Source organism: Streptomyces sp. NPDC054975, assembly GCF_053609105.1.
Map to the genome: position 1 here is coordinate 117288 of NZ_JBSGWV010000004.1, position 26196 is coordinate 143483.

Sequence of the window (26196 nt, forward strand, 5' to 3'; positions counted from 1 at the left end):
TAGAGCGGCTGATTTCGGACCCCGGCGCAGGGGCGACGCGCGGGCGCACGCCGCTTACGATGAGGCACATGGGTGATGTGCTGGCCGGAATTCATGCCACCTGGGAGTTCGAGAGCGACGCCGTCGTCATCCGGTTCGAACGGGGGATCCGCACACCGAAACTCTTCCAGGCGCTGGGCGAACGCCGTGTCCCGTACGAGGCGTTGGCGTCGGTGACGCTCACCCCGGGCAAGCGGGGAACGGTCGTACTGCACGCGGAGCCGCGGCGCGGCGCCGATCCGCTGATGGAGGCGGCCGCGGGGCAGTTGCACGAGGGGAGCGACCCGTACCGGCTGGTGCTGCCGGCCGAGCGGGAGACGCTGGCCGAGTACTACCGCGACGAGCTGCGGGAGCGGCTGGTGGGCGGGCCGGGCGCCGAGCCCGCCGACGGATTCCTCGTCGCGGCGCACCAGGGGCCGCAGTCCTTCAAGGCGTACGACGGGGCGGCGAGCTTCGACGGCGTGTCGGAGGTGGCGTTCCGCTGGTTCTGGACGGGCGCGTCCTCGGAGAAGTGGAAGGCCGGCGACCAGACGTTCTCGGTGCGGGACCTCGGCGGGGTCGAGTGGCGCTCACCGGACGTCTTCGACGGCTACCTGCGGCTGCTGCCCCGCTCCGGAGAGCCCCGGGCCGCCCAGGCGGACCACGACCCGGCGGCCGTCGTCTTCGGCCTCGGCTACGGCCCGGTCCACAAGTCGCTGCCCTTCGCCGCGGCGGTCCTCGCGGCCGTCCGGGGCGCGGGACGGACGACGCCGTCCCCCGTGGACGCGCTGCCGGAGGCGCGCGACCCTGCGGGCATCGCGGAACGCATCCGGCACCTGGGGGAGCTGCACAGGGCGGGCCTGGTGACGGACGACGAGTTCACGGCGAAGAAGGCGGAGCTGCTCGCGGAGCTGTGAGGAACGGGCCGCCCTCCCCCGGGCGCTGTGAGGATCGGGCCCCCTCTCCCCGGGCGCTGTGAGGAACGGGCCCCCTCTCCCCCGACGCCGTGAGGAACGGGCCCGCTCTGCCCCGGCGCTGTGAGGGACGGTCCTCTCACCCAACCGCCACGCCCGTCTCATACCGCGGTATCACCCGCCGGTCGGCCCCCAGGTATGACGTACGGCGCGCCGCGGCCTGCCTAACCTGGGCGGGCCATGAAGAAGACACCCCTCTCCCCCGGCCTCGCCGCGCGGTTCGCACCCGCGCGAGGGGCTCTGCGGGCCTTCGGGGTCGCCCTCGCGACCCCCACCGAGCCCGGCGCCCCCCTCTTCGCCGATGTGCGCAACCGGTGGCTGAGGCTGCTCCCGTACGTCGTCGCCCTCGCCTTCGTCTGCTCGCTGCTCCCCGTCACCATCACCGTCCTCATGCACGACTACGGCGTGAACGGTGCCGTCGCCGGGGCCCTGGCCACGGCGCAGACCGCGCCGCTGCTGCTCGCCGTCACCCGCCCCCTCCAGGCCTGGTGGATCATCGGCGTCGCCGACGTCCTGGGTGCGGTCGTGCTGCTCGGCAGGGACGACACGGCGAGTCTGTCCTGGCCGTGGACGCCGATGGTCGTCGTCGGGTACCTCGGTCTGATGCTCGCCCTGGGGCTCCGCGAGTCCCGCAAGGCGCTGCTCGGGGTGTGGCTGGCGACCGGGGCCGCCGGTTTCCTGCTCGTGGCGATCGCGCCGCGGCGGGACGACGGCGTCCACATCCTGCTCTTCGTCCTGAGCGGGGTCGTCCTGCTCCTGACGGCGACGCTGCGCGAACGCGGCGCGGCCGAGCGCCGCACCCAGGAGGAGCGGGCGCGCGCCACGCTCCTGGAGGAGCGGGCCCGGATCGCGCGCGAGCTGCACGACGTCGTCGCCCACCACATGTCCGTGATCACCGTGCAGGCGGACTCGGCGCCGTACCGGATCCCGGATCTGCCGGAGGCGGCGCGCGAGGAGTTCACCTCGATCGCCGCGAGCGCGCGGGAGTCGCTCACCGAGATGCGCCGGCTGCTGGTGGTGCTGCGCAGCGAGGGCGCGGAGGGCGAGCGGGCGCCGCAGCCGGGCCTCGACCGGGTGCAGCAGCTGATCGAGGCGACGGTACGGGCGGGGGTGCCGGCCGAGCTGTCCATGGCGGCGGAGCTCGGGGAGGTGCCGCAGGCGGTGGATCTGTCGGCGTACCGGATCGTGCAGGAGGCGCTCGCGAACATCGTCCGGCACGCGCCGGGCGCGAAGACCCGGGTGTCGGTACGGTCCGAGGACGGCGCGCTCCTCGTCGTGGTCGTCAACGGACCCGCTCCTGTGCCCACTTCGCCGCTCGAGGGCGGGGACGGGACGGGGCACGGGCTGGTCGGCATGCGGGAGCGCGTACGGTTGACCGGCGGCACGCTGGACACCGGGCCGCTGCCGGACGGCGGCTTCCGTGTCGCGGCCCGGCTTCCGCTGCGTACGGGTACGGAGGACGGCTCGTGACCATCCGGGTGATCATCGTCGACGACCAGGCCATGGTGCGGGCGGGGTTCGCGGCGCTGCTGGCGGCGCAGGCCGACATCGACGTGGTGGGCGAGGCCCCGGACGGGCGGCAGGGCGTGGAGGTGGCCCGGTCGACGCACCCGGACGTGGTCCTGATGGACGTACGGATGCCGGAGATGGACGGGCTCGCGGCGGCGCGGGAGATCCTGGACCCGCCGGTGGGGGTCGTGCACCGTCCGAAGGTGCTGATGCTCACCACCTTCGACGTGGACGACTACGTGTACGAGGCGCTGCGCGCGGGCGCGTCGGGTTTCCTGCTGAAGGACGCGCCGCCGGCGGACCTGATCGCGGCGGTACGGGTGGTGGCGGCCGGTGAGGCGCTGCTCGCGCCGTCGGTGACGCGGCGGCTGATCGCCGACTTCGCGGCGTCGCGTCCGGCGCCGCGGGCGGACCGTGCGGCGCTGCGGCTGAACGGGCTGACGCCGCGTGAGACCGAGGTACTGGAGCTGATCGCGCGGGGCCTGTCGAACCAGGAGATCGCGGAGCGGCTGGTGTTGGCGGAACAGACGGTGAAGACGCACATCGGACGCGTGCTCGCCAAGCTCGATCTGCGCGACCGGGCGCAGGCGGTCATCTTCGCGTACGAGTCGGGACTGGTCGTCCCGGGCGACGCGGGGCGCTAGCACGCGGGCGCGCGGCCGCCGGGCGGGGGTCGTGCCCCCTCCGGTGGGGGTAACCCCACCCCCGGCCTGGGGTTCGCTCCTCGTCCCGCCCCTACCCCGGTATCACCCGGGACTTGGCCCCCCGGTGTGACGTACCGTCACCCACCCTCTTCCTACCTTCCTCTCGCCAACGACGAGAGAACACGAAGAGGGAGGGCGCCCCATGCGTCGCTACACGAGGACCCTGGTCGCCGCCGCGATCGCCACGACCGTGGTGACCGGGACCGCGGGATGGGCGTCCGGGAGTGCGCAGCAGGCCGTGACCGGGGCGCCCGTCGGGGCGGAGGCCTGGCGGGCGGACGGGCTGCCCGATCCCGAGCGGACGAGCCCCGCCGAAGTCGCCGCCTTCTTCGACGGCTTGAGCCCCGCACGGCAGCGGGAGCTGGTGCGCGCGCACCCCTCCGTCGTCGGCAACCTCGACGGCGTTCCGCCGCGGCTGCGGTACGAGGCGAACGCCCTCGCCCTCGGCGGGCGGTACGACGGTCAGCAGGTGCTCGCCTTCGACCCCCGGGGGCGTGGCCAGGTCGCCCTCGTCCACGGTGACCTGGCCACCGCCGAGCACGTCGCCGTCGTCGTACCCGGGTCCGACATCGACGCCGGGAACGTCCGGCCCCTCACCGACATGGCCGAGTCCCTGCGCCGCGCCACCGACGGCCGTACCGCCGTCATCGCCTGGGCCGGCTACACCACGCCGCTCGGCGTCGGTGTCGACGCCGCCACCGGGGAACTCGCCGAGGCCGGGGCCGAGCGGCTGGCCCGGCTGACCGACGGGCTGGCCGCCGCCGGAGCGCCCGAGCCGTCCCTGTTCTGCCACAGCTACGGCTCCGTCGTCTGCGGCCTCGCCGCCGACCGGCTCAAGGCCAAGGACCTCGTCGTCTTCGGCTCCCCCGGCATGCGCGCCGCGAACGTCGGCGAGCTGAACACCTCCGCCCGCGTCTGGGCCGCCAAGGACCCGTCCGACTGGATCGACCGGATCCCGAACGTCGAGTTCGCGGGGCTGGGGCACGGCGCGGACCCCACTGATCCCGCGTTCGGCGCCCGCCGGGTCCCCGCCGACGACGCCCGTGGCCACGACGGCTACTTCGCGCCCGGCACGCAGTCGCTGCGTACCTTCGCCGCCATCGCCCAGGGGGATGTCCGATGAACGCGCTGGTCGAACGCGTCGAGGCCCGTACCCCCGCCCACCGCGACCGCGCCGTCGACGGCCTGCGCGCCCTCGCCCTGCTCGCCGTGCCGACCGGGCACTGGCTGCTCGGCGGGTTCACGCTCTCCTCCGACGGAGCGATCCACAACGCCAGCCCGCTCGCCACCTTCGGCGGTCTCGCGCCGGTCAGCTGGATCCTGCAGATGCTGGGGATCTTCTTCCTGGTCGGCGGGTACGCCTCCGTGCTCTCCTACCGGCGGCACGAAGGGAGCACCGGCACGTGGCTCAGGGGGCGCCTCGCGCGCCTCGGCCGGCCCGTCCTCGGTGTCACCGCCGTCTGGGCGGCGCTTCTCCCCGTTCTCCACCATGGGTTCGGGGTGCCCGGCGACACCCTGCGGACGGCGTCCACGCTGGTGATCCAGCCGCTCTGGTTCGTCGGGGTGTACACGGTCGTCACCGCCCTGACCCCGCTGTGCGTGCGCGCCGCCCGCCGGGCGGGCGTGTGGGCCGCCGCGCCGCTGCTCGGCACCGTCGCCGTCGTCGACCTCCTGCGCTACGGGCCGTACGCGGAGGCCATGCCGTCCTGGCTGAGCCTCCTGAACATCCTGCCCGGCTGGCTCTTCGCCTACCAGCTCGGCGTCTCCTGGGGCGAGGGGCGGCTCACCCGGCGCCACGCCTGGGGACTGCTGCTCGGCGGCGCCGCGCTCTTCGCCGCGCTGCTGCTCGCCTTCGGCTACCCGGCGTCGATGGTCGGCGTACCGGGGGAGGCGCGCACCAACTCCCACCCGCCGTCGCTGCTCGTCCTCGCCCTGGCCGCCGCGCAGAGCGGCGCCGCGATCCTGCTCCGCGACCGCCTCGGCACACTCCTGAAGCGGCCCGCACTCTGGGCGCCGGTCGTGGTCGTCAACCTGTCCGCGATGACGATCCTGTGCTGGCACCAGACGGCGATGCTCGCCGCCGCGATCCCCGCCTCGTACGCGGGTGAGGTCACCGGCCTGGTCGGCGCGCCGGACTCGGTCGGCTGGATCCTCGCCCGGCTGGCGTGGATGCCGCTCTTCGCGGGGCTGCTGGTCCTGATCGGGCGGTACGCGCGCCGCTTCGAGTCCCCCTGGACGAAGACCGGGCCCGCCCGCCGCACCGTCGCCGGACTGCTCGCAGCGGGCTTCGCGGTCTTCGCCCTGGGGCTCGCGTGAGCCCCCAGAGGCCCGGGGAAACGAAGGGTCCCAGGTCCCTCCTACTCGCGCGCCGCCGACGTGAAGCTCATGTCCGGGTAGCGGTCGCCCGCGACCTGCGCCGCGATCGGCTCCAGTGCGGCGAGTTCCGACTCGGTCAGCGTGAGGCGGGTCGCCGCCGCGTTCTCGGCGAGACGGCTGCGCTTGCGGGTGCCCGGGATCGGGACGACGGTCAGACCGTGGACGGCGGCGCGCTGCTGGACCCAGGCCAGGGCGACCTGCGCCGCCGTCGCGTCGTGGTTCTCCGCGATCGTGTGGAGCGGGGCGAGGAGGGCCGCGTTCCGGGCCGCGTTCTCGCCGGTGAAGCGGGGCTGGAACTTTCGGAAGTCGCCGCCCGACAGGTCCTTCTGGGCGTCAGCGAACGCGCCGGTCAGAAAGCCCCGGCCCAGCGGCGAGTACGGCACGAACGTCACGCCCAGCTCCGCCGCCGCGCCCACGGCGCTGCGCTCGACGTCGCGCGAGAAGAGCGACCACTCCGACTGCAGGGCGGCGATCGGGTGCACCGCGTGCGCCTCGCGCAGCTCCGCGCCGGTCACCTCGCTCAGGCCGAGCTGCTTGACCTTGCCCTCCCGTACGAGCTCCGCCATCGCCCCGACCGACTCCTCGAAGGGGACCTTCGGGTCGCGCCGGTGCATGTAGTAGAGGTCGATCGTCTCGACGCCGAGGCGCCGCAGGCTCGCCTCCACGGACTTCCTGATGTACGCGGGGTCGTTGCGGATGCCCCGGTACCGCGGGTCGTCGGCGCGCCGCTCGATGGCGAACTTGGTGGCGAGGACGACCTCGTCACGGTGGCGGGCGAGGAACGGCGCCAGGAACTCCTCGTTGGCGCCGCTGCCGTAGATGTCGGCGGTGTCGATCAGGTTGACGCCGGCCTCCAGCGCGGCGTCGAGGGTGTCGCGGGCGGCGGCCTCGTCCGTGTCGCCGTAGAACTCGCTGATGCCCATGGCGCCGAAGCCCTGGACGCCGATCTCGGGTCCGTCCTGGCCGCCGAGCCGTACGGTGTCGATCCTGCTGGTCATGAGGTCGTGCCTCCGCATGTGGTTCCGTAGTGGGCGATCTTGATGTCGAGCACGGCGAGCGTGTCCTGGAGTTCGGCGATCCGGGAGAGGACGTCACGGCGGGTGGTCTCCAGGAGCTCCCGCCGCTCGTCCCGGGTGTGGTCGCCCTCCCGCACCAGCTCCGCGTACCGCACCATCCCGGCGACCGGCATCCCGGTCAGCCGGAGCTTGCCGACGAACGCCAGCCAGTCCAGGTCGCGCTGGGAGAAGCGGCGCTGCCCGGTGTGCGAGCGGTCGACGTGCGGCATCAGGCCGATCCGCTCGTACCAGCGCAGGGTGTGCGCCGAAAGCCCGGTCAGGGCGGCGACCTCGCTGATGGTGAAGTGGGTGGCGCTGCTCTCGATCACGCTCATGGCCCCCACGCTAGGACCTTCGAGTGCACTCCAAGCAAGTAGGCTCGGGGCCATGTCGTTGCAGAGCCTGGCGTTGATCGAGAACTGGCCCGTCCCCACCGCGGCCTCGGCCGTCGTCCGCGCGGACGGCACCCTGGCCGGGGCGCACGGCCCCACCGGGCAGCGGTTCCCGCTCGCCTCGGTCACCAAGCCGCTGGCCGCGTACGCCGTCCTCGTCGCGTACGAGGAGGGGGCGATCGACCTCGACGAGCCGGCCGGGCCCGAGGGCGCGACGGTCCGGCACCTGCTCGCGCACACCTCGGGGCTCGCCTTCGACGAGCAGCGGGTGATGGCCGCGCCGGGCAGCCGCCGGATCTACTCCAACACCGGGTTCGAGGCGCTCGGCGACCATGTCGCCAAGGCCACGGACATCCCGTTCGCCGACTACCTCCACCAGGCCGTTCTGGAGCCGTTGGGGATGACGGCGACGACGCTGGAGGGCTCGCCCGCCAAGGACGGTGTCTCGACGGTCGACGACCTGGTGCGCTTCGCGGCCGAGGTGCAGGCGCCTCGCCTCCTCGACCCGCGCACGGTCCTGGACGCGATGACGGTGACGTACCCCGGTCTGACCGGCATCCTGCCCGGTTACGGGCACCAGAAGCCGAACGACTGGGGGCTCGGCTTCGAGATCCGCGACGGCAAGGCACCGCACTGGACGGGTGCTTCGTCCTCGCCCCGTACGTTCGGGCACTTCGGGCAGTCGGGCACGTTCCTGTGGATCGACCCGGACGCGCGGGCGGCGTGCGTGGCGCTGACCGACCGGGCCTTCGGGCCGTGGGCGGTCGAGGCGTGGCCGCCGTTCACGGACGCGGTCCTCGCGGAGCTGCGCGCCGGGGCCTGAACCCGGCCCGTTCTGTGGGCCTATTCCGTCTCCGTACCTGGGCAGGACTGGGTCGGCAGGGCGCCGTCCGGGCCGGTGAGGGCGACCGAGACCAGCCCCGCGGGATGCTTCGCGAAGACCGTCGTGCAGACGATCTGCTGGACGGCGAGCGGATCCAGGTCCGTCACCAGTCCCATGTACCGCACCCGGTACACCGGGACGTCGCCCTCGCCCCGGTCGACCGGGTCCTCGCTCACGAACAGCGCGTGGTTGCCGTTCTCCGCCACCGGGAGCCTGGTGCGCAGGCCCACGGCGCGTTCGGCCTCGGTGGGGCCGGCCAGCAGGGCCGCGAGCGCCTTCAGCGGTCTGCCGGGGTCGCCCTCACTCCTGTCGTGGACGGGTTCCCCGTCGGGGTGCGTGGGGGTGGGATCCGGCGTGCTCTCCGGAACGCCCTCGCCCTCCCTGACGACCGGCAGCAGGCGGCCGTCGGGGCCGACGTAGAAGAGCGTCATCCTGAGCGCGGGCGCCGGGTGGACGACGAGGGTCGCCGCGTCACCGGCCTCGACGACGTCGCTGCCCCGGACGCCGCAGGCCCCCAGGGCGAGGACCAGGGCAGCGGTGAGCGTGATCCTTCGGTACGCGGTCACGGTACGCACAGCTCTCACAGCGGGATCCTCACGGTGAAGACGGCCCCTCCGTCGGGGTGGTTCGCGGCCAGGACGGTGCCGCCGTGGAGCCGTACGTTCTCCTGGGTGATCGCGAGCCCCAGTCCGCTGCCGGAGGAGCGGGTGCGCGCCGGGTCGGCCTTGAAGAAGCGGTCGAAGACGTGCGGCAGCACCTCCGGCGCGATGCCCGGCCCTCGGTCGGCGACCTCGGTGACCAGCCAGGGGCCGTCGGTGAAGAGCCGTACCGTCACGGGCGGGCGGCCGTGCCGCAGCGCGTTGCCGACCAGGTTGGCGACGACCACGTCGAAGCGGCGCGGGTCGAGCCGGGCGCGGATGCCGGGCGGGAGGTCGGGGACCAGCTGCTCCGGGTCGGTCCAGTGGCGGCTCGACAGGGTCCGGCGGATCGTTTCCGCGACGTCCACCTCGTCCGTGTGCAGCTCGGCGGCGCGCGCGTCGAAGCGGGAGATCTCCATCAGGTCCTCGACGAGCACGGCGAGCTTGCCGGTCTCGGCGCTGATGAGCCGTACCGCCCGGGCCGTGTCGGAGTCGAGCATGGCGGCGTCCTCGTCGAGGACCTCGGTGACGGCCAACATCCCGGCGAGCGGGGTGCGCAGTTCGTGCGAGACGTCGGAGGCGAACCGGCGGGCGCGGGCCTCGGCGCGCTGGAGCTCCGCGACCGAGCGTTCGAGTTCGGCGGCGGACTCGTTGAACGTCCGGGCGAGGTCGGCGAGTTCGTCGCTGCCCTTGGCGTGGAGACGGGTGTCCAGCTCACCCCTGCCCATGCTGTGCGCGGCACGCCTCAGGTCCCGTACCGGACGCAGCACGCTCCGTGCGGCGATCAGGGCGGGGACGAGCGCGACGGCGAGGGCCGGCAGGGCGCCGCCGCGGGCCGCGGCCACCATGGCGTCGATGTTCGCCTGCTCGTTGCTCATGTCGACGACGGCGTAGAGGACGAGGCCGGTGGGGCGGGCGTCGGCGCCGGGGCCGGGTTTGAAGAGGGCGGGGACCGCGATCGTGAGGTAGGCGGTGCCGTTCCGGACGACCCGCTGGAAGCCGGCGTGCGTGGTGCCCTGGGCGCGAGCGCGCAGTTCGGGGGCGAGGACGGTGGAGGTGGGGCGGTCCGTCGAGGAGACCCGCATGTCTCCGTACTCGGCGTAGACCCGCCAGGGGCGCGGCTTGCCCTGCTTGGCGATGTGGAACAGCAACGGGCGCAGATGCTCCGGTTCGACGGGCAGCGAGATGCCCAAGGACCCGACCTGCTCGCGGAAGGTGGAGACGGCGTTGTCCTGGGCCTGTTCGAGGATCGCGTTGCGGGCGGCGCGGTAGGTGAGCGCGGCCGTGGTGCCGCAGCCGACGGCGGCGACGAGGAGGAAGGCGAGGACGAGCCGGGTCCGCAGGCCGAACGGGCGGGGGCGGTTGCGCAGAAGACGCGGCCCGCGCGGTTCGCGGCGCGTCAGGCGCGTCAGGCGCGTCACAGCGGTCCGAAGCGGTAGCCGAAGCCGCGCAGGGTCTGTATGTAGCGGGGGGTGCCCGGGGTGTCCTCGATCTTGTTGCGGAGGCGGCGGACACAGGCGTCCACGAGGCGGGCGTCGCTGTGGTAGCTGTGCTCCCAGACGTGTTCGAGGAGTTGCTGGCGGCTGAAGACCTGCTCGGGGTGGGCGGTCAGATGCAGCAGCAGCTTCAGCTCGGAGGGGGCGAGGGCGAGACGTTCGCCGGACTTGGCGACGGTGAGTCCCGCGCGGTCGATGGCGAGCTCGCCGTGGAACTCGACGGCGGGGCGGCCCGTTCCGGGCTCCTCGATGCGGCGCAGGACGGCGCGTATGCGGGCCTCGATGACCTCGGTACGGGCAGGTTTGACGATGTAGTCGTCGGCGCCCGCCTCCAGGCCGACGACGACGTCGAAGTCGTCACCGCGTGCGGTGAGCATGATGATCGGCAGCTGGCTCGTCTCGCGGATCCGGTGGCAGACCTGGACGCCGTTCATGCCGGGCAGCATCAGGTCGAGCAGGACGAGGTCCGGCCGGAACTCCGTGAGCAGCGCGAGCCCCGCCTCGCCGGTCGCGGCGGCCCGCACGTCGTGGCCGCGCCGTCGCAGCCCGAGTTCGACCCCTTCGCGGACGGAGGGGTCGTCTTCTATGAGCAGCACGCGAGGCATTCGAGCAGTATCCCAAGGTGAGAAGGGGGGCGTGGGGGTGCCCCGTGGTCAGCCGCTGCGGGGGCGCGGGACGACGCGCAGGCGGCGGCCGGTGGTCGTCATCAGGGCGCTCAGCTCCGTGAGCCGGAGCGGGCGGGCCAGCAGTCCGAAGGCCGCGAGAACGGCGAGGCCGCCGGCGAGGACCGCGGGCAGCGCGCCGACGGGGGCGGTGGCGTCGGTGGCGAGCAGCCCGTATCCGGTGGCGGGGAGGGCGGCCGTGAGCAGCCGCGCGAGCGAGGCCGCGGCCCCGGGCGTCGAGCCGCTCCGCGCGCCGCCCAGCCGGCGCCGCAGCGCGTACGCGGTCAGGGCCCAGCCCGCCCACAGCGAGAGCGAGTAGCCGGCCGCGATGCCCGCCACCGCCCAGGTCGGGGGCAGGAGCCGGTACGCGGCCAGGGACAGGGCCGCGTTCAGGGCCGCGATCACCAGGTTGAGGAGGAACGGGGTCCTGGTGTCGCGCAGCGCGTAGAAGGCGCGGGTGCAGACGTACTGGCCGGAGAAGGCGATCAGTCCCGGGGCGAAGGCCATCAGGATCCAGGCCATCGCCCGGACGTCGGCCGCGTCGGTCCTGCCGTACTGGAAGACCAGGCTCATCACCGGCACCGCGAGCGCGAACAGCGCGCAGGCCGCCGGGACGACCGCCGCCGCCGAGGCGCGGAGCCCGTAGGAGACGTCCCGTCGCACCCCCGCCAGGTCGCCGTCGGCGGCCGCCGCGCTCATCCTCGGCAGCAGCGCCGTCACCAGCGAGACGGTGACGATGCCGTGCGGCACGGCCCATAGCAGATAGGCGTTGTTGTAGGCGGCGAATCCGAAGCCGCCCCCGCCGCCCTCCAGCGCCTCCGCCTGCGTGCCCGCCGCCGTGGCGAGCTTCGTCGTCACCCAGTACCCGGCCTGGTTGGTGAGGACGAGCAGCACCAGCCAGCCCGCGGACCGCATCGGCGAGGTCAGCCCGCTGCCGCGCCAGTCGAACCGCGGCCGCCAGCGGAATCCGGCGCCGCGCAGCGACGGCACGAGCGCCAGTGCCTGCAGCGCGATGCCCGCCGTCGTGCCCCAGCCGAGCAGCGCGGTCTCCCCCGCCGTCAGTCCGCCGGAGCCCGTCACGGCCGTCGCCAGGTACAGCCCGAAGACGGCGATGACGACGACGTTGTTGAGCACCGGCGTCCACATCATGGCGCCGAACCGGCCCCGCGCGTTCAGGACCTGCCCGAGCAGGGTGAACAGGCCCAGGAAGAAGATCTGCGGCAGGCAGTACCGGGCGAACGCGACCGTCATCGACTGCCGCGCTCCGCTGTAGTCGGTGTACGCGTCGACGATCGCGGGCGCGGCGAACACCGCGCCGGCCGTCATCACCAGCAGGGCGCAGACGCAGACGGTGAGGAGCCGGTCGGTGTAGGCGACGCCGCCGTCCTCGTGTTCCTTGGCGGCCTTGACGAGTTCGGGCACGAAGACCGCGTTGAGTGCGCCGCCGAGGAGCAGTATGTAGACGATGGTGGGGATGGAGTTGGCGACCGCGTACCCGTCGGCGATCCCTCCGACGCCGAGCGCCGCCGCGACGATCGCCGAGCGGACGAAGCCGGTGGCGCGCGAGACGAGCGACCCGGCGGCCATGAGCACGCCGCTGCGGAGCACGGACGGGGTGGCGCGGTGCTTGGCGCCCGCGCCCGGTTTCGGTCCTGCCTTCGGCTCCGGCTCCTGCCCTGCCCCCGGTTCCGGCCCTGTCCCTTGCCCCGGCCCTGTCCCCTGCCCTGGCCCTGGCCCTGTCCCCTGCCCTGGCTCCGGCTCCTGCCCTGGCCCTGTCCCCTGCCCTGGCTCCGGCTCCTGCCCTGGCTCCGGCTTCGCGAGGGTCGTCGTCATCGGCGGGCCAGGTACGCCTGGAACGCCCGGTACAGCGCGTGGTTGGTCGTGCCGGCCAACGGTGTCTCCCACTCCCCCAGCGTCTCGACGGCCTGCCCGCCCGTGCCGAGCTTCCAGCGCAGCAGCCCGTGGGCGCGGTCGTCCGGGTCAAGGGTGGAGGGTATCCCGCGCATGTCGTAGACATCCGCGCCCAGCGCGTGGGCGTCGAGCAGCATCCGCCACTGCAGGGCGTTGGACGGGCGGACCTCGCGGCGGTGGTCGGCGGAGGCTCCGGTCTGGTACCAGACCCGCTTTCCCACGGTGATCATCGTGTGGGCGGCGAGGGTCTCGCCCTCGTGGCGGGCGAGGTAGAGCTTCATCCGTCCGGGTTGCTCGGCGTTGAGGACCGCGTACTGACGTTCGTAGTAGGAAAGGGAGCGTCCGAGCCGGAAGCCGTCACGCTCCTCGGTGATCCGCAGGAGCCGGAAGAACTCCGGCAGGTCGGCCGCCGAGCCGACGACCACCTCGACGCCGGACTTGCGGGCCTTGCGGATGTTGCGCCGCCATTCCTGGTTGAGGCCGTTCCACAGGTCGTCGGAGCTCCGCCCGGCGAGCGGGACCTGGTAGACGTGGCGGGGCTGGGCGTCGGCGCCGTCGGAGTCGCTGGTCGAGTCGCCGCCGCAGCGGCGCCAGCCGCGGGAGCGGAGCCGTTCGGCGACGGCGGTGCCGAGCGGGTCGACCTCGTCGGCGAGGACGTCGGAGAGCCGCCGCCCCGGCCCGGTGTGCGCCTTGAGGGTGGTGGCGTTCCAGCGGCGGAAGGCTGGCGAGGGCCCGATGCGTACGGCGAAGGCGCCGGCGGCGCGCAGGTGCTGGAGCAGCGGCGTGAGCCAGCCGTCGACGTCCGGGTCGGACCAGTCGGCGACGGGCCCCTCGGGGAGGTAGGCGAAGAACTTGCGGGTGCCGGGGAAGGGGCGCAGGAGCACCAGGGCGACACCGGTCGGACCGGGGCCGGACTCCGGCCCCCAGCCGAGGAGTTGGTGGCGCCAGCCGTCCTTGACCTCCGCCCAGGAGGGGCACTGGAGGAAGCTGGGGCGGGCCTCGGTCCGGGCGAGGACGGCACGGTACGTCTCGACGGTGACGGGCTCCAGCCGGGTGGTCTGCGGCGGTGCGGCCGTCACGAGCAGAGCTGACACAACGTGAGCCTCCTTGTTCCGCCCCTCGGTCGGGGGGCGCACAGGATGCTCACAGCCGTCCTTGACCGGTTCGCGCGTCGTGTGTGACCGGACGATGACCGTTCCTCACCACCCCTTGTCACAGAGGTTCCGCGACCGGTTCGGCGGCCTACAGTCCGGGCATCCCACACTTTTTTCCGGAGGTTTCCGTGGTTCCCGCACGCACCCGAATACGCCAGACGCTCGCGGCCGTCGCTCTCTGCGGCTCGCTCACCGCGTGTACCGCGGGGGCGGTGGGCGCGCCCCGTACGACGGAGAGCGCCGAGGCCTCGGAGGCGGCGGCGAAGGTGACCGTCGTGAGCCCGGGGGCGGGGCGGACCGTGACGGTCACGGCGACCGGCGGCACGCTGCGGACGGTACGCGTCGTGGACGCGGAGGGCGGTGTGCTGGCGGGCCGTACCGGGGCCGGTGGGACGAGCTGGGTCTCGGACCGCAAGGCGGTGCCGGGCACCTCGTACCGGGTGGAGGCGACGACCCGTACGGCGGACGGGAAGGAGACGACGACCAGCTCGACGTTCACGACCGCCCCTGCCGCGCAGGTCAACAAGCTGACCCTGGCGCCCGGGAAGAACACGACGGTCGGGGTCGGGCAGCCGCTGTCGATCGTGTTCGACCGGCCGGTGACGAACAAGGCCGAGGTGGAGAAGCAGCTCAAGGTGACGACCTCGAACGGGACGGTCGGCTCGTGGGGCTGGCTGAAGGACTGGTCGGGCAAGGACCGGGTGGACTGGCGGCCGAAGGAGTACTGGAAGCCGGGGACCCGGGTGGACCTGGACGCGACGCTCGACGGGACGGACTCGGGCGGCGGCTGGTTCGTACGGGACTACCGCACCGGGTTCACGGTCGGCGGGGTGGCGCAGGTGGTCAAAGTGGACCTGGACAGCAAGCGGCTGGTCCTGGAGCGCGACGGGCGGGCCGTGCGCACGATCCCCGTATCGGGTGGGACACCCGGGGGCGACAAGCGGTCGTGGCGGGGGACGGCGGTGCTGATGGCGAAGGAGGGCACGATCAACATGAACTCGGAGACGGTCGGGCTCGGCGACGCGTACGACAAGATGGTCGACTTCTCGATGCGGCTGACGTGGTCGGGCATGTACGCGCACGCGGCGCCCTGGAACGCGGCGCACTTCGGCCGGGCGAACCGCAGCTCGGGCTGCATCGGCATGAGCGACGCGGACGCGACCTGGTTCTACGCCCAGGTCCGCCCCGGCGACCCGTTCGAGATCAAGGGCGCGGACACCAAGGGCACGGTGGCGGAGGGCAACGGCTACGGGGCGTGGAACCTGGGCTGGGAGCAGTGGCGCGCGAAGAGCGCGGCGGGCCGCTGAGGCGGACCCGGCCGCCTCAGGGCTGTCGCATCTCCCACAGGAGGAGTTCCGCGTCCGAGGTGGCGAGGAGCGCGAGGTCGCGGGCGTCGGTGACGCGGGCCGCGTCGCCGGGGGCGAGTTCCTCGCCGTCGAGCCGGACCGTGCCCCGCACCACGTGCGCGTAGACGAGGTCCGCGTCCGGGACGGCCGAGCGCTCGCCCTGCTCCAGGCGGCGGACGTGGAGCATCGCGGCGGCCTCCGGGAGGGCGTACGGGGTGGAGTCGGCGATGCCCCGGACGATCTCGTACGCGGGCTCGCCGCCCGGCTCCAGCGGGGCGAGCCACATCTGGACGAAGACCAGCGGCACGTCGGCGTCGTTGCGCTCCTCGTGCCGTACGCCCCCGGCGGAACTGAGCCGCTGGACGTCCCCGGGGCGGACGACGGTGGTGCGGCCGGCGGCCGAGTCGTGGTGGGTCAGCTCGCCCTCGACGACCCAGGTGACGATCTCGGTGTGCCGGTGCGGATGCTCGGCGAACCCGGCTCCGGGCGCGAGCCGCTCCTCGTTGCAGGCGAGCACGGCGCCGAAGCGGAGGTTGTCGGGGTCGTAGTGCGGCCCGAAGGAGAACGCGTGCCGCGTCTCGATCCCGGCGTCCGGATCACCGCCGGGGTAGCGCTCCCCGGCGCGCTGGATGCTCATCACGCCAGCCACCGTAGCCGCTGCGGGCGGAACGTCTGCCCACACCCGAGGCGGCGCCCTGGCTCACGCCCCCGTCGGGGAAACGGCCCCGAGGCCGCGCCCCGGTGCCCCGATGAGGCACCCTTAGTCCGTGTCTGAACCCACGAACGCCTCCCATCCGCACTCCGCGACCCTGAAGCGCCTCGAACAGTCCTCCGGGCGGCTCGCCGCCAATGCCATTGCCCGGATGGACGAGACGCTTCCGTGGTACCGGGCGATGCCGCCCGAGAACCGGTCGTGGATCGGTCTGGTCGCCCAGGCCGGTATCGCCGCGTTCACCGAGTGGTTCCGGCACCCGGAGACCCCGCAGGCCATCTCCACCGACGTCTTCGGCACCGCGCCCCGCGAGCTGACCCGCGCCATCACGCTGCGGCAGACCGTCGAGATGGTCCGCACCACCATCGAGGTCATGGAGACGGCGATCGAGGAGGTCGCCGCACCCGGCGACGAGTCGATCCTGCGCGAGGCCCTCCTCGTCTACGCCCGCGAGATCGCCTTCGCGACCGCCCAGGTCTACGCCCAGGCCGCCGAGGCCCGGGGCGCCTGGGACGCGCGGCTGGAGTCCCTCGTCGTCAACGCGGTCCTCTCCGGGGAGGCCGACGAGGGCGCCGTGTCGCGGGCCGCCGCGCTCGGCTGGAACTCGCCCGACCACGTCTGCGTCGTCCTCGGCACCGCCCCCGACGGCGACAGCGAACTCACCGTCGAGGCGATCCGCCGCGCCGCCCGGCACGCCAAGCTCCAGGTCCTCACCGGTGTCCTCGGCGACCGGCTCGTCGTCATCGCCGGTGGCAACGACAACCCCCTGGCCGTCGCCAAGGCGCTGATCGGGCCGTACGCCGCCGGGCCCGTCGTCGCCGGGCCCGTCGTCCCCGACCTGCTCGCCGCGACCCGGTCCGCGCAGGCCGCCGCCGCCGGACTCAAGGCGTGTTCGGCCTGGCAGGACGCCCCCAGGCCGGTTCTCGCCGACGATCTCCTGCCGGAGCGCGCCATCGCCTCAGACCCTTCTGCACGTGAGCAGTTGGTGGAGGAGATCTACAGACCGCTGGAGGAAGCGGGATCGGCGCTGCTGGAAACTCTGAGTGTCTATCTGGAGCAGGCGAGCAGTCTGGAAGGGGCGGCGCGGATGCTCTTCGTGCACCCCAACACCGTGCGCTACCGGCTTCGACGTGTGACAGACGTCACCGGTTGGTCACCCTCCGATGTCCGGTCCGCCTTCACGCTGCGGATCGCCCTCATTCTGGGGCGCTTGGCCGACGGAGATTCGCAGTCCTAGACTTTTGTCGAACACCAACAATTCCCCCGACGGTTCTTCGTCCTAGTCCCCACGGGCGCTCGGAGCCGTCCCCAAGAGAGAGTGTGAGGGTGCTCGTACTCGTCGCTCCCGGCCAAGGCGCTCAGACGCCCGGCTTCCTGACTCCCTGGCTCGAACTCCCCGGTGCCGCCGACCGTGTCGCGGCCTGGTCCGAGGCCATCGGACTCGACCTCGCTCACTACGGCACGAACGCGGACGCGGACGAGATCCGTGACACGGCGGTGGCCCAGCCGCTCCTCGTCGCCGCCGGCCTGCTGTCCGCCGCCGCGCTCGACGAGGCCGTCCCCGGCTTCGCCCCCGGCGCCGTCGCGGGCCACAGCGTCGGTGAGATCACGGCCGCCACGTTCGCCGGCGTCCTCGACGACCTCTCCGCGCTGCGTCTCGTACGGACGCGTGGTCTGGCGATGGCCGAGGCCGCCGCGATCACCGAGACCGGTATGTGCGCGCTGCTCGGCGGCGAGCCCGAGGTGACCGTCCCGCACCTGGAGAAGCTCGGCCTGACCCCGGCCAACGTCAACGGCGCCGGCCAGATCGTGGCCGCCGGCACGCTGGAGCAGCTGGCCGCCCTGGAGGCGGACAAGCCCGAGGGCGTCCGCCGTGTCGTCCCGCTGAAGGTCGCCGGCGCGTTCCACACGCACCACATGGCACCGGCGGTCGCGCGGCTCGAGGCCGCCGCGAAGGAGCTGGCCGTCTCCGCTCCGGCCGTGCGCTACGTCTCCAACAAGGACGGCCAGGTCGTCCCCACGGGCGACGAGGTCATCTCGCGCCTGGTGGGCCAGGTCGCCAACCCGGTCCGCTGGGACCTGTGCATGGAGACCTTCAAGGAGCTGGGCGTGACGGCGCTGATCGAGGTGTGCCCGGGCGGCACCCTGACCGGTCTCGCCAAGCGCGCGCTTCCGGGCGTCAAGACCCTCGCCCTGAAGACCCCCGACGACCTCGACGCGGCCCGCACGCTCGTCGCCGAGCAGACTGCAGCCTGAGAAGGAGCCGTAGAGCATGTCGAAGATCAAGCCCAGCAAGGGCGCCCCGTACGCGCGCATCATGGGTGTCGGCGGCTACCGCCCCACCCGGGTCGTGCCGAACGAGGTGATCCTCGAGAAGATCGACTCGTCCGACGAGTGGATCCGCTCGCGCTCCGGCATCTCCACCCGCCACTGGGCCTCCCCCGAGGAGACCGTGACCGCGATGTCGGTCGAGGCCTCCGGGAAGGCCATCGCCGACGCCGGGATCACCCCGGAGCAGATCGGCGCCGTGATCGTCTCCACGGTCTCGCACTTCAAGCAGACCCCCGCCGTCGCCACCGAGATCGCCGACAAGATCGGCTCCGGCAAGCCGGCCGCGTTCGACATCTCCGCCGGCTGCGCGGGCTTCGGCTACGGCCTGACCCTCGCCAAGGGCATGATCGTCGAGGGTTCGGCGGAGTACGTGCTCGTCATCGGTGTCGAGCGGCTGAGCGACCTGACCGACCTGGAGGACCGCGCGACGGCCTTCCTCTTCGGCGACGGCGCCGGCGCGGTCGTGGTCGGCCCCTCCGACGAGCCGCACATCGGCCCCACGGTCTGGGGTTCGGAGGGCGACAAGTCCGAGACGATCAAGCAGACCGTGCCGTGGAACGAGTTCCACGTCGGCGACGTCTCCAAGCTCCCCCTCAACGAGCAGGGCGAGATCAAGTTCCCCGCCATCACGCAGGAGGGCCAGGCGGTCTTCCGCTGGGCCGTCTTCGAGATGGCGAAGGTCGCCCAGCAGGCGCTGGACGCCGCCGGAATCTCGGCGGACGACCTGGACGTCTTCATCCCGCACCAGGCGAACATGCGGATCATCGACTCGATGGTGAAGACTCTGAAGCTGCCGGAGCACGTCACGGTCGCGCGTGACGTCGAAACCACCGGCAACACCTCGGCCGCCTCGATTCCGCTCGCGATGGAGCGGCTGCTGGCGACCGGCAAGGCCAAGAGCGGCGACACGGCGCTCATCATCGGCTTCGGGGCGGGTCTCGTCTTCGCCGCCTCGGTCGTTACTCTCCCCTAGGCAACTCCGGATCTTCCGGAAGCCCTTTACCGAAGCAATCACAGAAGGAGCGCCAACATGGCCTTCACCCAGGAAGAGATCGTCGAAGGTCTCGCCGAGATCGTGAACGAGATCGCCGGCATCCCGACCGAGGACGTCGCGCTCGAGAAGTCCTTCACGGACGACCTCGACGTCGACTCGCTGTCCATGGTCGAGGTCGTTGTGGCCGCCGAAGAGCGCTTCGACGTCAAGATCCCGGACGAGGACGTCAAGAACCTCAAGACCGTCGGCGACGCGACCGACTACATCCTGAAGCACCAGGGCTGATTCGGCCCCTGCTGACTCGGTCAGCCACCCGGCGGTGGCGCCGTATTTCGACCATCACACACGTGGAGAAAGAATTCCTGTGAGCTCGACCAATCGCACCGTGGTCGTCACCGGTATCGGCGCAACCACACCGCTGGGTGGCGACTCCGCATCGACCTGGGAAGGTCTGATCGCGGGACGCTCCGGCGTCAAGCCCCTCGAGGGCGAACGATTCGCCGAACTGCCCGTCCAGATCGCGGCGCTCGCCGCGGTCGACCCGGGTGACGTTCTGCCCCGCCCGCTCGCCCGCAAGCTGGACCGCTCGGCGCAGTTCGCGCTGATCGCGGCCCGTGAGGCGTGGGCCGACGCGGGCTACACCGCCCCGGCCGGCGAGGACGGGAGCATCGTGCCCGAGCGGCTCGGCTCCGTCATCGCCTCCGGCATCGGCGGTGTCACGACTCTGCTCGACCAGTACGACGTGCTGAAGGACAAGGGCGTCCGCCGCGTGTCCCCGCACACCGTGCCGATGCTGATGCCGAACAGCCCCTCCGCCAACGTCGGCCTGGAGGTGAACGCCCGGGCGGGCGTCCACACCCCGGTCTCGGCGTGCGCGTCGGGTGCCGAGGCGATCGGCTACGCCGTCGAGATGATCCGAACCGGCCGGGCCGACGTGGTCGTGGCCGGCGGTACCGAGGCGGCCATCCACCCGCTGCCGATCGCGGCCTTCGCCAACATGATGGCGATGTCCAAGAACAACGACGAGCCGACGAAGGCCTCGCGTCCGTACGACACGGGCCGTGACGGCTTCGTGCTCGGCGAGGGCGCGGGCGTGGTGATCCTCGAGTCCGAGGAGCACGCGAAGGCCCGTGGCGCGCGGATCTACTGCGAGGTGCTGGGCCAGGGCCTGTCGGCCGACAGCCACCACATCGCGCAGCCCGAGCCGACCGGCCGGGGCATCGCCGCCGCGATGCAGAACCTGCTGGACTCGACGGACCTGAAGCCCTCCGAGGTCGTGCACCTCAACGCGCACGCCACATCGACGCCGCAGGGTGACGTGGCCGAGATCAAGGCGCTGCGCAAGGTGCTCGGCGACGACCTGGACCACGTCGCGATCTCCGCGACGAAGTCGATGACGGGTCACCTGCTGGGCGGCGCGGGCGGCATCGAGACCGTCGCGACGGTCCTGGCGCTGCACCACCGTCAGGCCCCGCCGACGATCAACGTCGACGACCTGGACCCGGACGTCGACGCGGACATCGTCCGCGACGAGCCCCGCGAGCTCCCGCAGGGCACGATCGCCGCGATCAACAACTCGTTCGGCTTCGGCGGCCACAACGTGGTGCTGGCGTTCCGCACCGTGTGACCCGCAGTCGCGCATGAGGCCCACTCCGCTCGCGGGGTGGGCCTCGGTTCGTACCAGGCGATGATGCCGCTGGTACAGGAATCCCCCGAGCAGCGCGAGGGCCGTGCCGACCGCGGACCCGCACAGCACGACCGCGGCCGCCCCGACCGCCTTGCGCGTGCCGGTACGGGCTCAGACGACTTGGTGCAACCAGCGCACCGGAGCGCCCTCGCCCGCGTAGCGGAAAGGCTCCAGTTCGTCGTCCCAGGGCTTGCCGAGGAGTTTGGCGATCTCCGCCTCCAGCTCCGTCTCGCCGCGCACGGAGCGGGCGAGGGCGGCCCGCAGGCGGTCCTCCGGGATCAGGATGTCGCCGTGCATGCCGGTGACGGCGTGGAAGATGCCCAGTTCGGGGGTGGCGCTGTAGCGCTCGCCCTCGGCGGTCGGGCAGGGTTCCGCGGTGACCTCGAAGCGGAGCATCTGCCAGCCGCGCAGCGCGGAGGCCAGCTTGGAGGCCGTACCGGTCTCGCCCTGCCAGGAGAACTCGGCTCTCCACGTGCCGGGCGACGCCGGCTGTCGGATCCAGTCGAGCTGGACCCTCGCGCCGAGGACACCCGCGACCGCCCATTCGACGTGCGGGCACAGCGCGCGCGGTGCGGAGTGTACGTACAGGACTCCACGTGTCGTCACCGGGACCTCCAGTGTGGGACGAGGTTCGCCTTTCCCAGCGGCCTCAGTAAACAGCATCGGGAGTAAAACTCCGTAAACCCCCGAAAAAGGGACAGCATGTGACGTGATGTAATTTACCGGAGCCGATCGGCAAAGGTGCCTGTGGTTCGACGGGGGAAAAGCTACCGTGCCGCACCGCCCTTGGGGTGACGTACGGTCGGTCCGGGGGCGGGTGGACACCAAGCTTTCACTCGCCAGGACGCCGAAGGAGGGCCAGGGGATGCGCGGCAGCCGACGATTGCGTACCGGCGTCGCCGCGGCGGTGGCCGTGGCGACGCTGTGCGCGGGCGTTCTGACGGGGTGTGACACGAGCGACCCCGGAACCGTCACCGCGCCGAAGCCGAAGCCGACGCCGACCCCCCTCTGGGACCGCACACCGGCCTCCGTCGCCGCCGTCGGCGACTCCATCACCCGCGCCTTCGACGCCTGTACGGTCCTGGAGGACTGCCCTGAGGCGTCCTGGGCGACCGGCACGGACACCGGGGTCAACAGCCTGGCCCTGCGGCTCCTGGGCCCCGAGCGCGTCGCCGAGCGCAGCTGGAACCTGGCGCGGACGGGTTCCCGGATGGCGGAGCTGCCCGCGCAGATGACGGCCGCGGGGGCACGGAAGCCGGAGCTGGTGACGGTGATGATGGGCGCCAACGACGCCTGCCGGTCGCGGACCGAACTGATGACGCCGGTCGCCCAGTTCCGTGCCGACTTCGAGGCGGCGCTGGCGAACCTGCGGACCGCCGCGCCGAAGGCGCAGGTGTACGTGTCGAGCGTGCCGGACCTGAAGCGGCTCTGGGCGCGCGGCAAGGACAGTCCGATGAGCCGGCGGGTCTGGAGCCTGGGGATCTGCGCCTCGATGCTGGCCGCCCCGCTGGACCTGAGCGCCTCGGCCGAGCGGCGCCGGACGGCGGTGCGCGACCGGGTGGTGGCGTACAACGAGGTCCTGAAGGAGGTCTGCGCGAAGGACCGGCGCTGCCGGTACGACGGCGGCGCGGTGTTCGGCTTCCCCTTCGACGGCCGGCAGCTGAGCCCGTGGGACTGGTTCCACCCCAGCAGGGACGGGCAGGCGCGCCTCGCGGAGCTGGCCCACCGGCAGGTGACGGCGCCGGAGCCGCCCGCGTAGGGTTCCGGATCATGAGGATCACGGGGGAACCCTTCGGTTCGGTCGACGGTGCGGACGTCACACGCTGGACCCTCCAGCGGGGCGCCGTGCGGTTGCGGGTGCTGACGTACGGCGGCATCGTGCAGTCGGTCATGACGCCGGACCGGGACGGCGTTCCGGGCGAGGTGGTCGTCGGGTTCCCGGATCTGACGGGCTATCTGAAGCATCCGGAGCCGTACTTCGGTGCCCTGGTGGGCCGGTACGCCAACCGGATCGGGGGCGGGTCCTTCGCGCTGGACGGCACGACGTACCGCCTCGCCCGCAACGGCGGGCCGAACTGCCTGCACGGCGGGGAGCACGGCTTCGACAAGCGGGTGTGGGGCGCGGAGGCGGTCGAGGACGGGGTACGGCTCTCCCGGGTGAGCCCGGACGGCGAGGAGGGCTTCCCCGGCCGCCTCGCGGTCTCGGCGACGTACACGCTCGACGCGGACGGTGCGCTGCGGATCGTCTACCGGGCGGAGACCGACGCGCCGACGGTGGTGGCGCTGACGAACCACACGTACTGGACCCTGGGAGACGGCGGGCCGCACGAGCTGCGGGTCTCGGCAGGCCGCTGGACCCCTACCGACGCGACGGGCATCCCTACCGGGGAGTTCGCCGAGGTCATCGGCACGGAGCTGGACTTCCGTACCGGCAGAGCGCTGTCGATGCCGCTGGACCACAACTTCGTCCTCGACCAGAACGGTTCGTCGGCCTGCGAGCTGTACGCGCCCGGCACCGGGCGGACGGTGACCGTGGAGACCACCGAACCGGGGCTCCAGGTGTACGCGAATCCGTCGCTGGGCGGGGTCGCGCTGGAAACGCAGCACTTCCCCGATTCGCCCAACCGGCCCGAGTTCCCCTCGACCGTGCTGCGGCCGGGCGAGGTCTACGCGTCCACGACCGTGTACCGCTTCGGCACGAGGTAGCCCCGGGACGGTTGTCAGGTTCCGTCCCGGGGCTGGTCTTGAGGGTGCCCCCCGAAGGGCGTCAGATGTCCAGCGTGGCGGTGAGGCGCGTGTCGGTGAGCGAGTGCGCGGCCCGCACTTCGTACGGGCCGGGGATGTGCGCCCAGCCGTTCCGCTTCTCGTCCCAGATCTCGAAGGCGCGGGCGGGCAGCGGGATCTCGGTCTCGACGCTCTCGCCGGGGCCGGCCTCGACGCTCGCGAAGGCGGCCAGCCAGCGGGCCGGGCGCTCCACGTCGTCGGAGACGGGCGCCAGGTAGATCTGGACGACCTCGCGGCCGGTGCGGGTGCCGGTGTTGGTGATCCGGACCTTCGCCGTGGTGGGGGTGACTTCGAGGGATTCGTACGCCCAGGTGGTGTAGCCCAGGCCGTGGCCGAAGGCGTACGCCGGGGTGGCGCCGGCCTTGTCCCAGGCGCGGTAGCCGATGAACACACCCTCGCCGTACGGGAGTTCCCCGTCGACGGGGGTCACGTCGGTGACGGGTACGTCGGCGAGGGCGACGGGCCAGGTGGTGGGGAGCCGGCCGCCGGGCTCGGCGGCGCCGGTGAGGACGTCGGCGAGCGCGGCGCCGCCCTCCTGGCCCGGGAACCAGCTGAGCAGGATCGCGGCGACGTCCTCGCGCCACGGCATCTCGACCGGGGAGCCGGCGTTGACGACCACGACGGTGTTCGGGTTGGCGGCGGCCACGGCCCGGACCAGGTCGTCCTGGCGGCCCGGCAGGGCGAGGTCCTTGCGGTCGAAGCCCTCGGACTCGACGCGCTCGGTGGTGGCGACGACCACGACGGCGGTGTCGGCGGCGCGGGCGGCCTCGACGGCTTCGGCGATCAGTTCGTCGGGGTCGCGCCGCGGACCGAGGTGGACGAAGGAGAACATGACGGCGGGCAGCGGGGCCGCGAACTCCTTGTCCAGGGTGTGGAGGAGGGAGACCTCGACCGTCTCCCCGGCCGTGAGGACGACCTTGCCGCGCTCGACGGGGGAGCCGAAGAACGCCTCGAAGGGGTCGGTCTCGGGGCCCATGACCTGGACGCCCTCGAAGAGGGTCCGTCCGGCGACGGTGAGCGTGTAGGCGCCGAGGCCGCGGGTGCCGAAGGAGTGTTCGCCGCTCTCGCGGGGGGTGAAGGTTCCGACGACCTCGATGGAGGCGAGGCTCTCGTGGGTGACGCCGGCCGGGAGGTCGTCGCCGATCCACTGGACCTGACCGTTGGGCAGCGAGCCCTCGCCGAGGACGGTGCCGTCGGCGCCGCGGCAGACGGCGCGGAGGGTGAAGCCCTGATCGGCCGGGGTGAGTTCGTCGCTCGGGTCGGCGCCGAGGGAGAAGGTGAGGGCGCCGTCGGGCAGGGCGGCGGTGAGGCCGTCGAGCGGGGAGACCGTGTGGTCGGGGAAGACCTGGGCGGAGCCGCCGCCGAGGACCCGGGCATCGCGGGCGGCGGCGCCGGAGAGGGCGACGGTGCCCGGCTTCAGCGGGAGCGCGTTCTCGTTCCGTACGAGAACGACGCCGCGCCGGGCGATCTCGCGGGCGAGCGCGTCGCCGTCGATCGCGGCCGGGGGCTCGGAGACGACCGGCGGGGCGCCTTCGAGGGCGCCGACGCGGGCGGCGAGCCGCAGCACGTTCCGTACGGCCGCGTCGACGGCTGACTCCTCGACCTCACCGGCCCGGACGGCGGCGGCGAGCGCCTCGCCGTACACGGTCTGCGGGCCGGGCATGGCGACGTCGAGGCCGCCTTCGATGTCGCCCTTGGTGGAACGGGCGGCCATCCAGTCGGAGACGTTGTAGCCGTCGAAGCCCCACTCGCCGCGCAGGACCTCGTTGACGAGGTGGTGGTGCTCGGTCATCGTCACGCCGTTGACCTGGTTGTAGGCGGTCATGATGCCCCAGGGGTGCGCGTTCTTGACGATGGCCTCGAAGGGCGCGAGGTAGAGCTCGCGCAGCGGGCGCGGGGCGATCGTGTTGTTCACCGTGAAGCGGTCGGTCTCGGCGTCGTTGGCGACGAAGTGCTTGACCGTCGTGCCGACGCCGCCGTCCTGGACGCCCTGGACGTAGCCGGTGCCGATGGCTCCGGTGAGGTACGGGTCCTCGCTGTAGGCCTCGAAGTGGCGGCCGCCGAGCGGGGTGCGGTGCAGGTTGACGGTGGGGGCGAGGAGGACGTGGACGCCCTTGCGGCGGGCCTCCTGGGCGAGGAGGCGGCCGGCGCGGCGGGCGAGGGCCGGGTCCCAGGCGGCGGCGAGGGCCGTCGGGGAGGGCAGGGCGACGGAGGGGTCGTCGGCGGTCCAGCGGACGCCTCGGACGCCGATCGGGCCGTCCGACATCACGAGGGACCGCAGCCCGATCTCGGGCACGGCGGGAAGGGACCACATGTCCTGTCCGCCCAGCAGCCGGGTCTTGGTGTCCAGGTCGAGCTTGCCGAGCGCCGTCTCGACGGCCTGCTCACGGACGGTCTCCGCGCTGATCTCCGCCATGGCCGTACCTCCTCGTTGAAGTCGTGTGCGGCCCATCGTGGACCCCCTACCTGTAGATCGGTAGGTTTGGTTATCGTTTTGTTACTACTGGATGGCGTACGGTCCTCGTGACGAGGGACCTTCGGCGGGCGGACGGCAGGGAAAGGGGGCCACG

24 protein-coding genes are annotated in these 26196 nt (G+C 72.7%); 14 read left to right on the forward strand and 10 right to left on the reverse strand.

Annotated elements, in window-relative coordinates:
* Positions 1-68 precede the first annotated feature (68 nt).
* From ACWF79_RS07070 to ACWF79_RS07090, 5 genes are all read left to right on the forward strand, one after another.
* Positions 69-935 (forward strand): DUF4429 domain-containing protein, encoded by an 867-nt coding sequence (locus ACWF79_RS07070; protein ID WP_453727024.1) that lies wholly within the window; start codon positions 69-71, stop codon positions 933-935.
* 237 nt (positions 936-1172) lie between these two features.
* Positions 1173-2462, forward strand: a complete 1290-nt coding sequence (locus ACWF79_RS07075; protein ID WP_453727025.1) for a histidine kinase — start codon at positions 1173-1175, stop codon at positions 2460-2462.
* Positions 2459-3145 (forward strand): response regulator, encoded by a 687-nt coding sequence (locus ACWF79_RS07080; protein WP_453727026.1) that lies wholly within the window; start codon positions 2459-2461, stop codon positions 3143-3145. The genes ACWF79_RS07075 and ACWF79_RS07080 overlap by 4 nt, the downstream gene beginning before the upstream one ends.
* A 202-nt stretch (positions 3146-3347) precedes the next feature.
* Positions 3348-4328 carry an alpha/beta hydrolase gene (locus tag ACWF79_RS07085; protein WP_453727027.1) on the forward strand — a complete coding sequence of 327 codons (981 nt, stop codon included), beginning with the start codon at positions 3348-3350 and terminating at the stop codon, positions 4326-4328.
* Positions 4325-5521 carry an acyltransferase family protein gene (locus ACWF79_RS07090; protein WP_453727028.1) on the forward strand — a complete coding sequence of 399 codons (1197 nt, stop codon included), beginning with the start codon at positions 4325-4327 and terminating at the stop codon, positions 5519-5521. Before ACWF79_RS07085 ends, ACWF79_RS07090 begins: the two co-directional genes overlap by 4 nt.
* A 41-nt stretch (positions 5522-5562) precedes the next feature.
* Here the strand turns inward: ACWF79_RS07090 and ACWF79_RS07095 are convergent, their stop codons facing one another.
* Together ACWF79_RS07095 and ACWF79_RS07100 are read right to left on the reverse strand one after the other, a co-directional pair.
* Entirely contained in the window at positions 5563-6579 is a 1017-nt protein-coding gene (locus ACWF79_RS07095; RefSeq protein ID WP_453727029.1) for an aldo/keto reductase, read from the reverse strand.
* On the reverse strand, positions 6576-6971 hold the full coding sequence (locus ACWF79_RS07100; RefSeq protein WP_453727030.1) for a MerR family transcriptional regulator: 396 nt from the start codon (positions 6969-6971) through the stop codon (positions 6576-6578). Before ACWF79_RS07100 ends, ACWF79_RS07095 begins: the two co-directional genes overlap by 4 nt.
* Before the next feature lie 52 nt (positions 6972-7023).
* Here ACWF79_RS07100 and ACWF79_RS07105 point away from each other — a divergent pair, with 52 nt between their 5' ends.
* Positions 7024-7851 carry a serine hydrolase domain-containing protein gene (locus ACWF79_RS07105; protein WP_453727031.1) on the forward strand — a complete coding sequence of 276 codons (828 nt, stop codon included), beginning with the start codon at positions 7024-7026 and terminating at the stop codon, positions 7849-7851.
* 20 nt (positions 7852-7871) lie between these two features.
* On the opposite strand, the gene ACWF79_RS07110 is transcribed toward ACWF79_RS07105, so the two are convergent.
* The 5 genes from ACWF79_RS07110 to ACWF79_RS07130 form a co-directional block, all read right to left on the reverse strand.
* Entirely contained in the window at positions 7872-8495 is a 624-nt protein-coding gene (locus ACWF79_RS07110) for a hypothetical protein (RefSeq protein ID WP_453727032.1), read from the reverse strand.
* Complete coding sequence (locus ACWF79_RS07115) at positions 8492-9961, reverse strand: ATP-binding protein (RefSeq protein ID WP_453727191.1); 1470 nt, start codon at positions 9959-9961, stop codon at positions 8492-8494. The genes ACWF79_RS07110 and ACWF79_RS07115 overlap by 4 nt, the downstream gene beginning before the upstream one ends.
* 5 nt (positions 9962-9966) lie before the next feature.
* Positions 9967-10650, reverse strand: a complete 684-nt coding sequence (locus tag ACWF79_RS07120; protein WP_453727033.1) for a response regulator — start codon at positions 10648-10650, stop codon at positions 9967-9969.
* Between the two features lie 48 nt (positions 10651-10698).
* Positions 10699-12315, reverse strand: coding sequence for a murein biosynthesis integral membrane protein MurJ (murJ, locus tag ACWF79_RS07125; RefSeq protein ID WP_453727034.1), 1617 nt, complete (start codon positions 12313-12315; stop codon positions 10699-10701).
* A gap of 221 nt (positions 12316-12536) precedes the next feature.
* Positions 12537-13712 (reverse strand): lipid II:glycine glycyltransferase FemX, encoded by a 1176-nt coding sequence (locus ACWF79_RS07130; protein ID WP_453727035.1) that lies wholly within the window; start codon positions 13710-13712, stop codon positions 12537-12539.
* Between the two features lie 188 nt (positions 13713-13900).
* On the opposite strand from ACWF79_RS07130, the gene ACWF79_RS07135 reads away from it, so the two are divergent.
* Entirely contained in the window at positions 13901-15079 is a 1179-nt protein-coding gene (locus ACWF79_RS07135) for an Ig-like domain-containing protein (protein WP_453727036.1), read from the forward strand.
* Positions 15080-15095: 16 nt separating this feature from the next.
* On the opposite strand, the gene ACWF79_RS07140 is transcribed toward ACWF79_RS07135, so the two are convergent.
* Positions 15096-15755 carry a pirin family protein gene (locus ACWF79_RS07140; protein ID WP_453727037.1) on the reverse strand — a complete coding sequence of 220 codons (660 nt, stop codon included), beginning with the start codon at positions 15753-15755 and terminating at the stop codon, positions 15096-15098.
* A gap of 130 nt (positions 15756-15885) precedes the next feature.
* Between ACWF79_RS07140 and fasR the strand changes: the two genes are divergently transcribed.
* The 5 genes from fasR to fabF all read left to right on the forward strand — a co-directional run bounded on the left by fasR (position 15886) and on the right by fabF (position 20782).
* The gene (gene fasR, locus ACWF79_RS07145; RefSeq protein WP_329120931.1) at positions 15886-17067 is read left to right on the forward strand and encodes a fatty acid biosynthesis transcriptional regulator FasR; all 1182 of its coding nucleotides are present in this window, start codon (positions 15886-15888) and stop codon (positions 17065-17067) included.
* 89 nt (positions 17068-17156) lie between these two features.
* Positions 17157-18086, forward strand: coding sequence for an ACP S-malonyltransferase (locus tag ACWF79_RS07150; protein WP_453727038.1), 930 nt, complete (start codon positions 17157-17159; stop codon positions 18084-18086).
* Between the two features lie 16 nt (positions 18087-18102).
* Positions 18103-19134 (forward strand): beta-ketoacyl-ACP synthase 3, encoded by a 1032-nt coding sequence (locus ACWF79_RS07155; RefSeq protein ID WP_453727039.1) that lies wholly within the window; start codon positions 18103-18105, stop codon positions 19132-19134.
* Between the two features lie 57 nt (positions 19135-19191).
* Positions 19192-19440 (forward strand): acyl carrier protein, encoded by a 249-nt coding sequence (locus ACWF79_RS07160; protein WP_453727040.1) that lies wholly within the window; start codon positions 19192-19194, stop codon positions 19438-19440.
* A gap of 79 nt (positions 19441-19519) precedes the next feature.
* On the forward strand, positions 19520-20782 hold the full coding sequence (gene fabF / locus ACWF79_RS07165; RefSeq protein ID WP_453727041.1) for a beta-ketoacyl-ACP synthase II: 1263 nt from the start codon (positions 19520-19522) through the stop codon (positions 20780-20782).
* A gap of 171 nt (positions 20783-20953) precedes the next feature.
* Here the strand turns inward: fabF and ACWF79_RS07170 are convergent, their stop codons facing one another.
* The gene (locus tag ACWF79_RS07170; RefSeq protein ID WP_137989482.1) at positions 20954-21448 is read right to left on the reverse strand and encodes a DUF3145 domain-containing protein; all 495 of its coding nucleotides are present in this window, start codon (positions 21446-21448) and stop codon (positions 20954-20956) included.
* 259 nt (positions 21449-21707) lie between these two features.
* Between ACWF79_RS07170 and ACWF79_RS07175 the strand changes: the two genes are divergently transcribed.
* Together ACWF79_RS07175 and ACWF79_RS07180 are read left to right on the forward strand one after the other, a co-directional pair.
* The gene (locus ACWF79_RS07175; protein ID WP_453727192.1) at positions 21708-22601 is read left to right on the forward strand and encodes an SGNH/GDSL hydrolase family protein; all 894 of its coding nucleotides are present in this window, start codon (positions 21708-21710) and stop codon (positions 22599-22601) included.
* 11 nt (positions 22602-22612) lie between these two features.
* Positions 22613-23548: an aldose epimerase family protein gene (locus ACWF79_RS07180; protein ID WP_453727042.1), complete on the forward strand. Its 936-nt coding sequence runs from the start codon at positions 22613-22615 to the stop codon at positions 23546-23548.
* Positions 23549-23609: 61 nt separating this feature from the next.
* On the opposite strand, the gene ACWF79_RS07185 is transcribed toward ACWF79_RS07180, so the two are convergent.
* On the reverse strand, positions 23610-26042 hold the full coding sequence (locus ACWF79_RS07185) for a beta-glucosidase (protein WP_453727043.1): 2433 nt from the start codon (positions 26040-26042) through the stop codon (positions 23610-23612).
* Positions 26043-26196 lie beyond the last annotated feature (154 nt).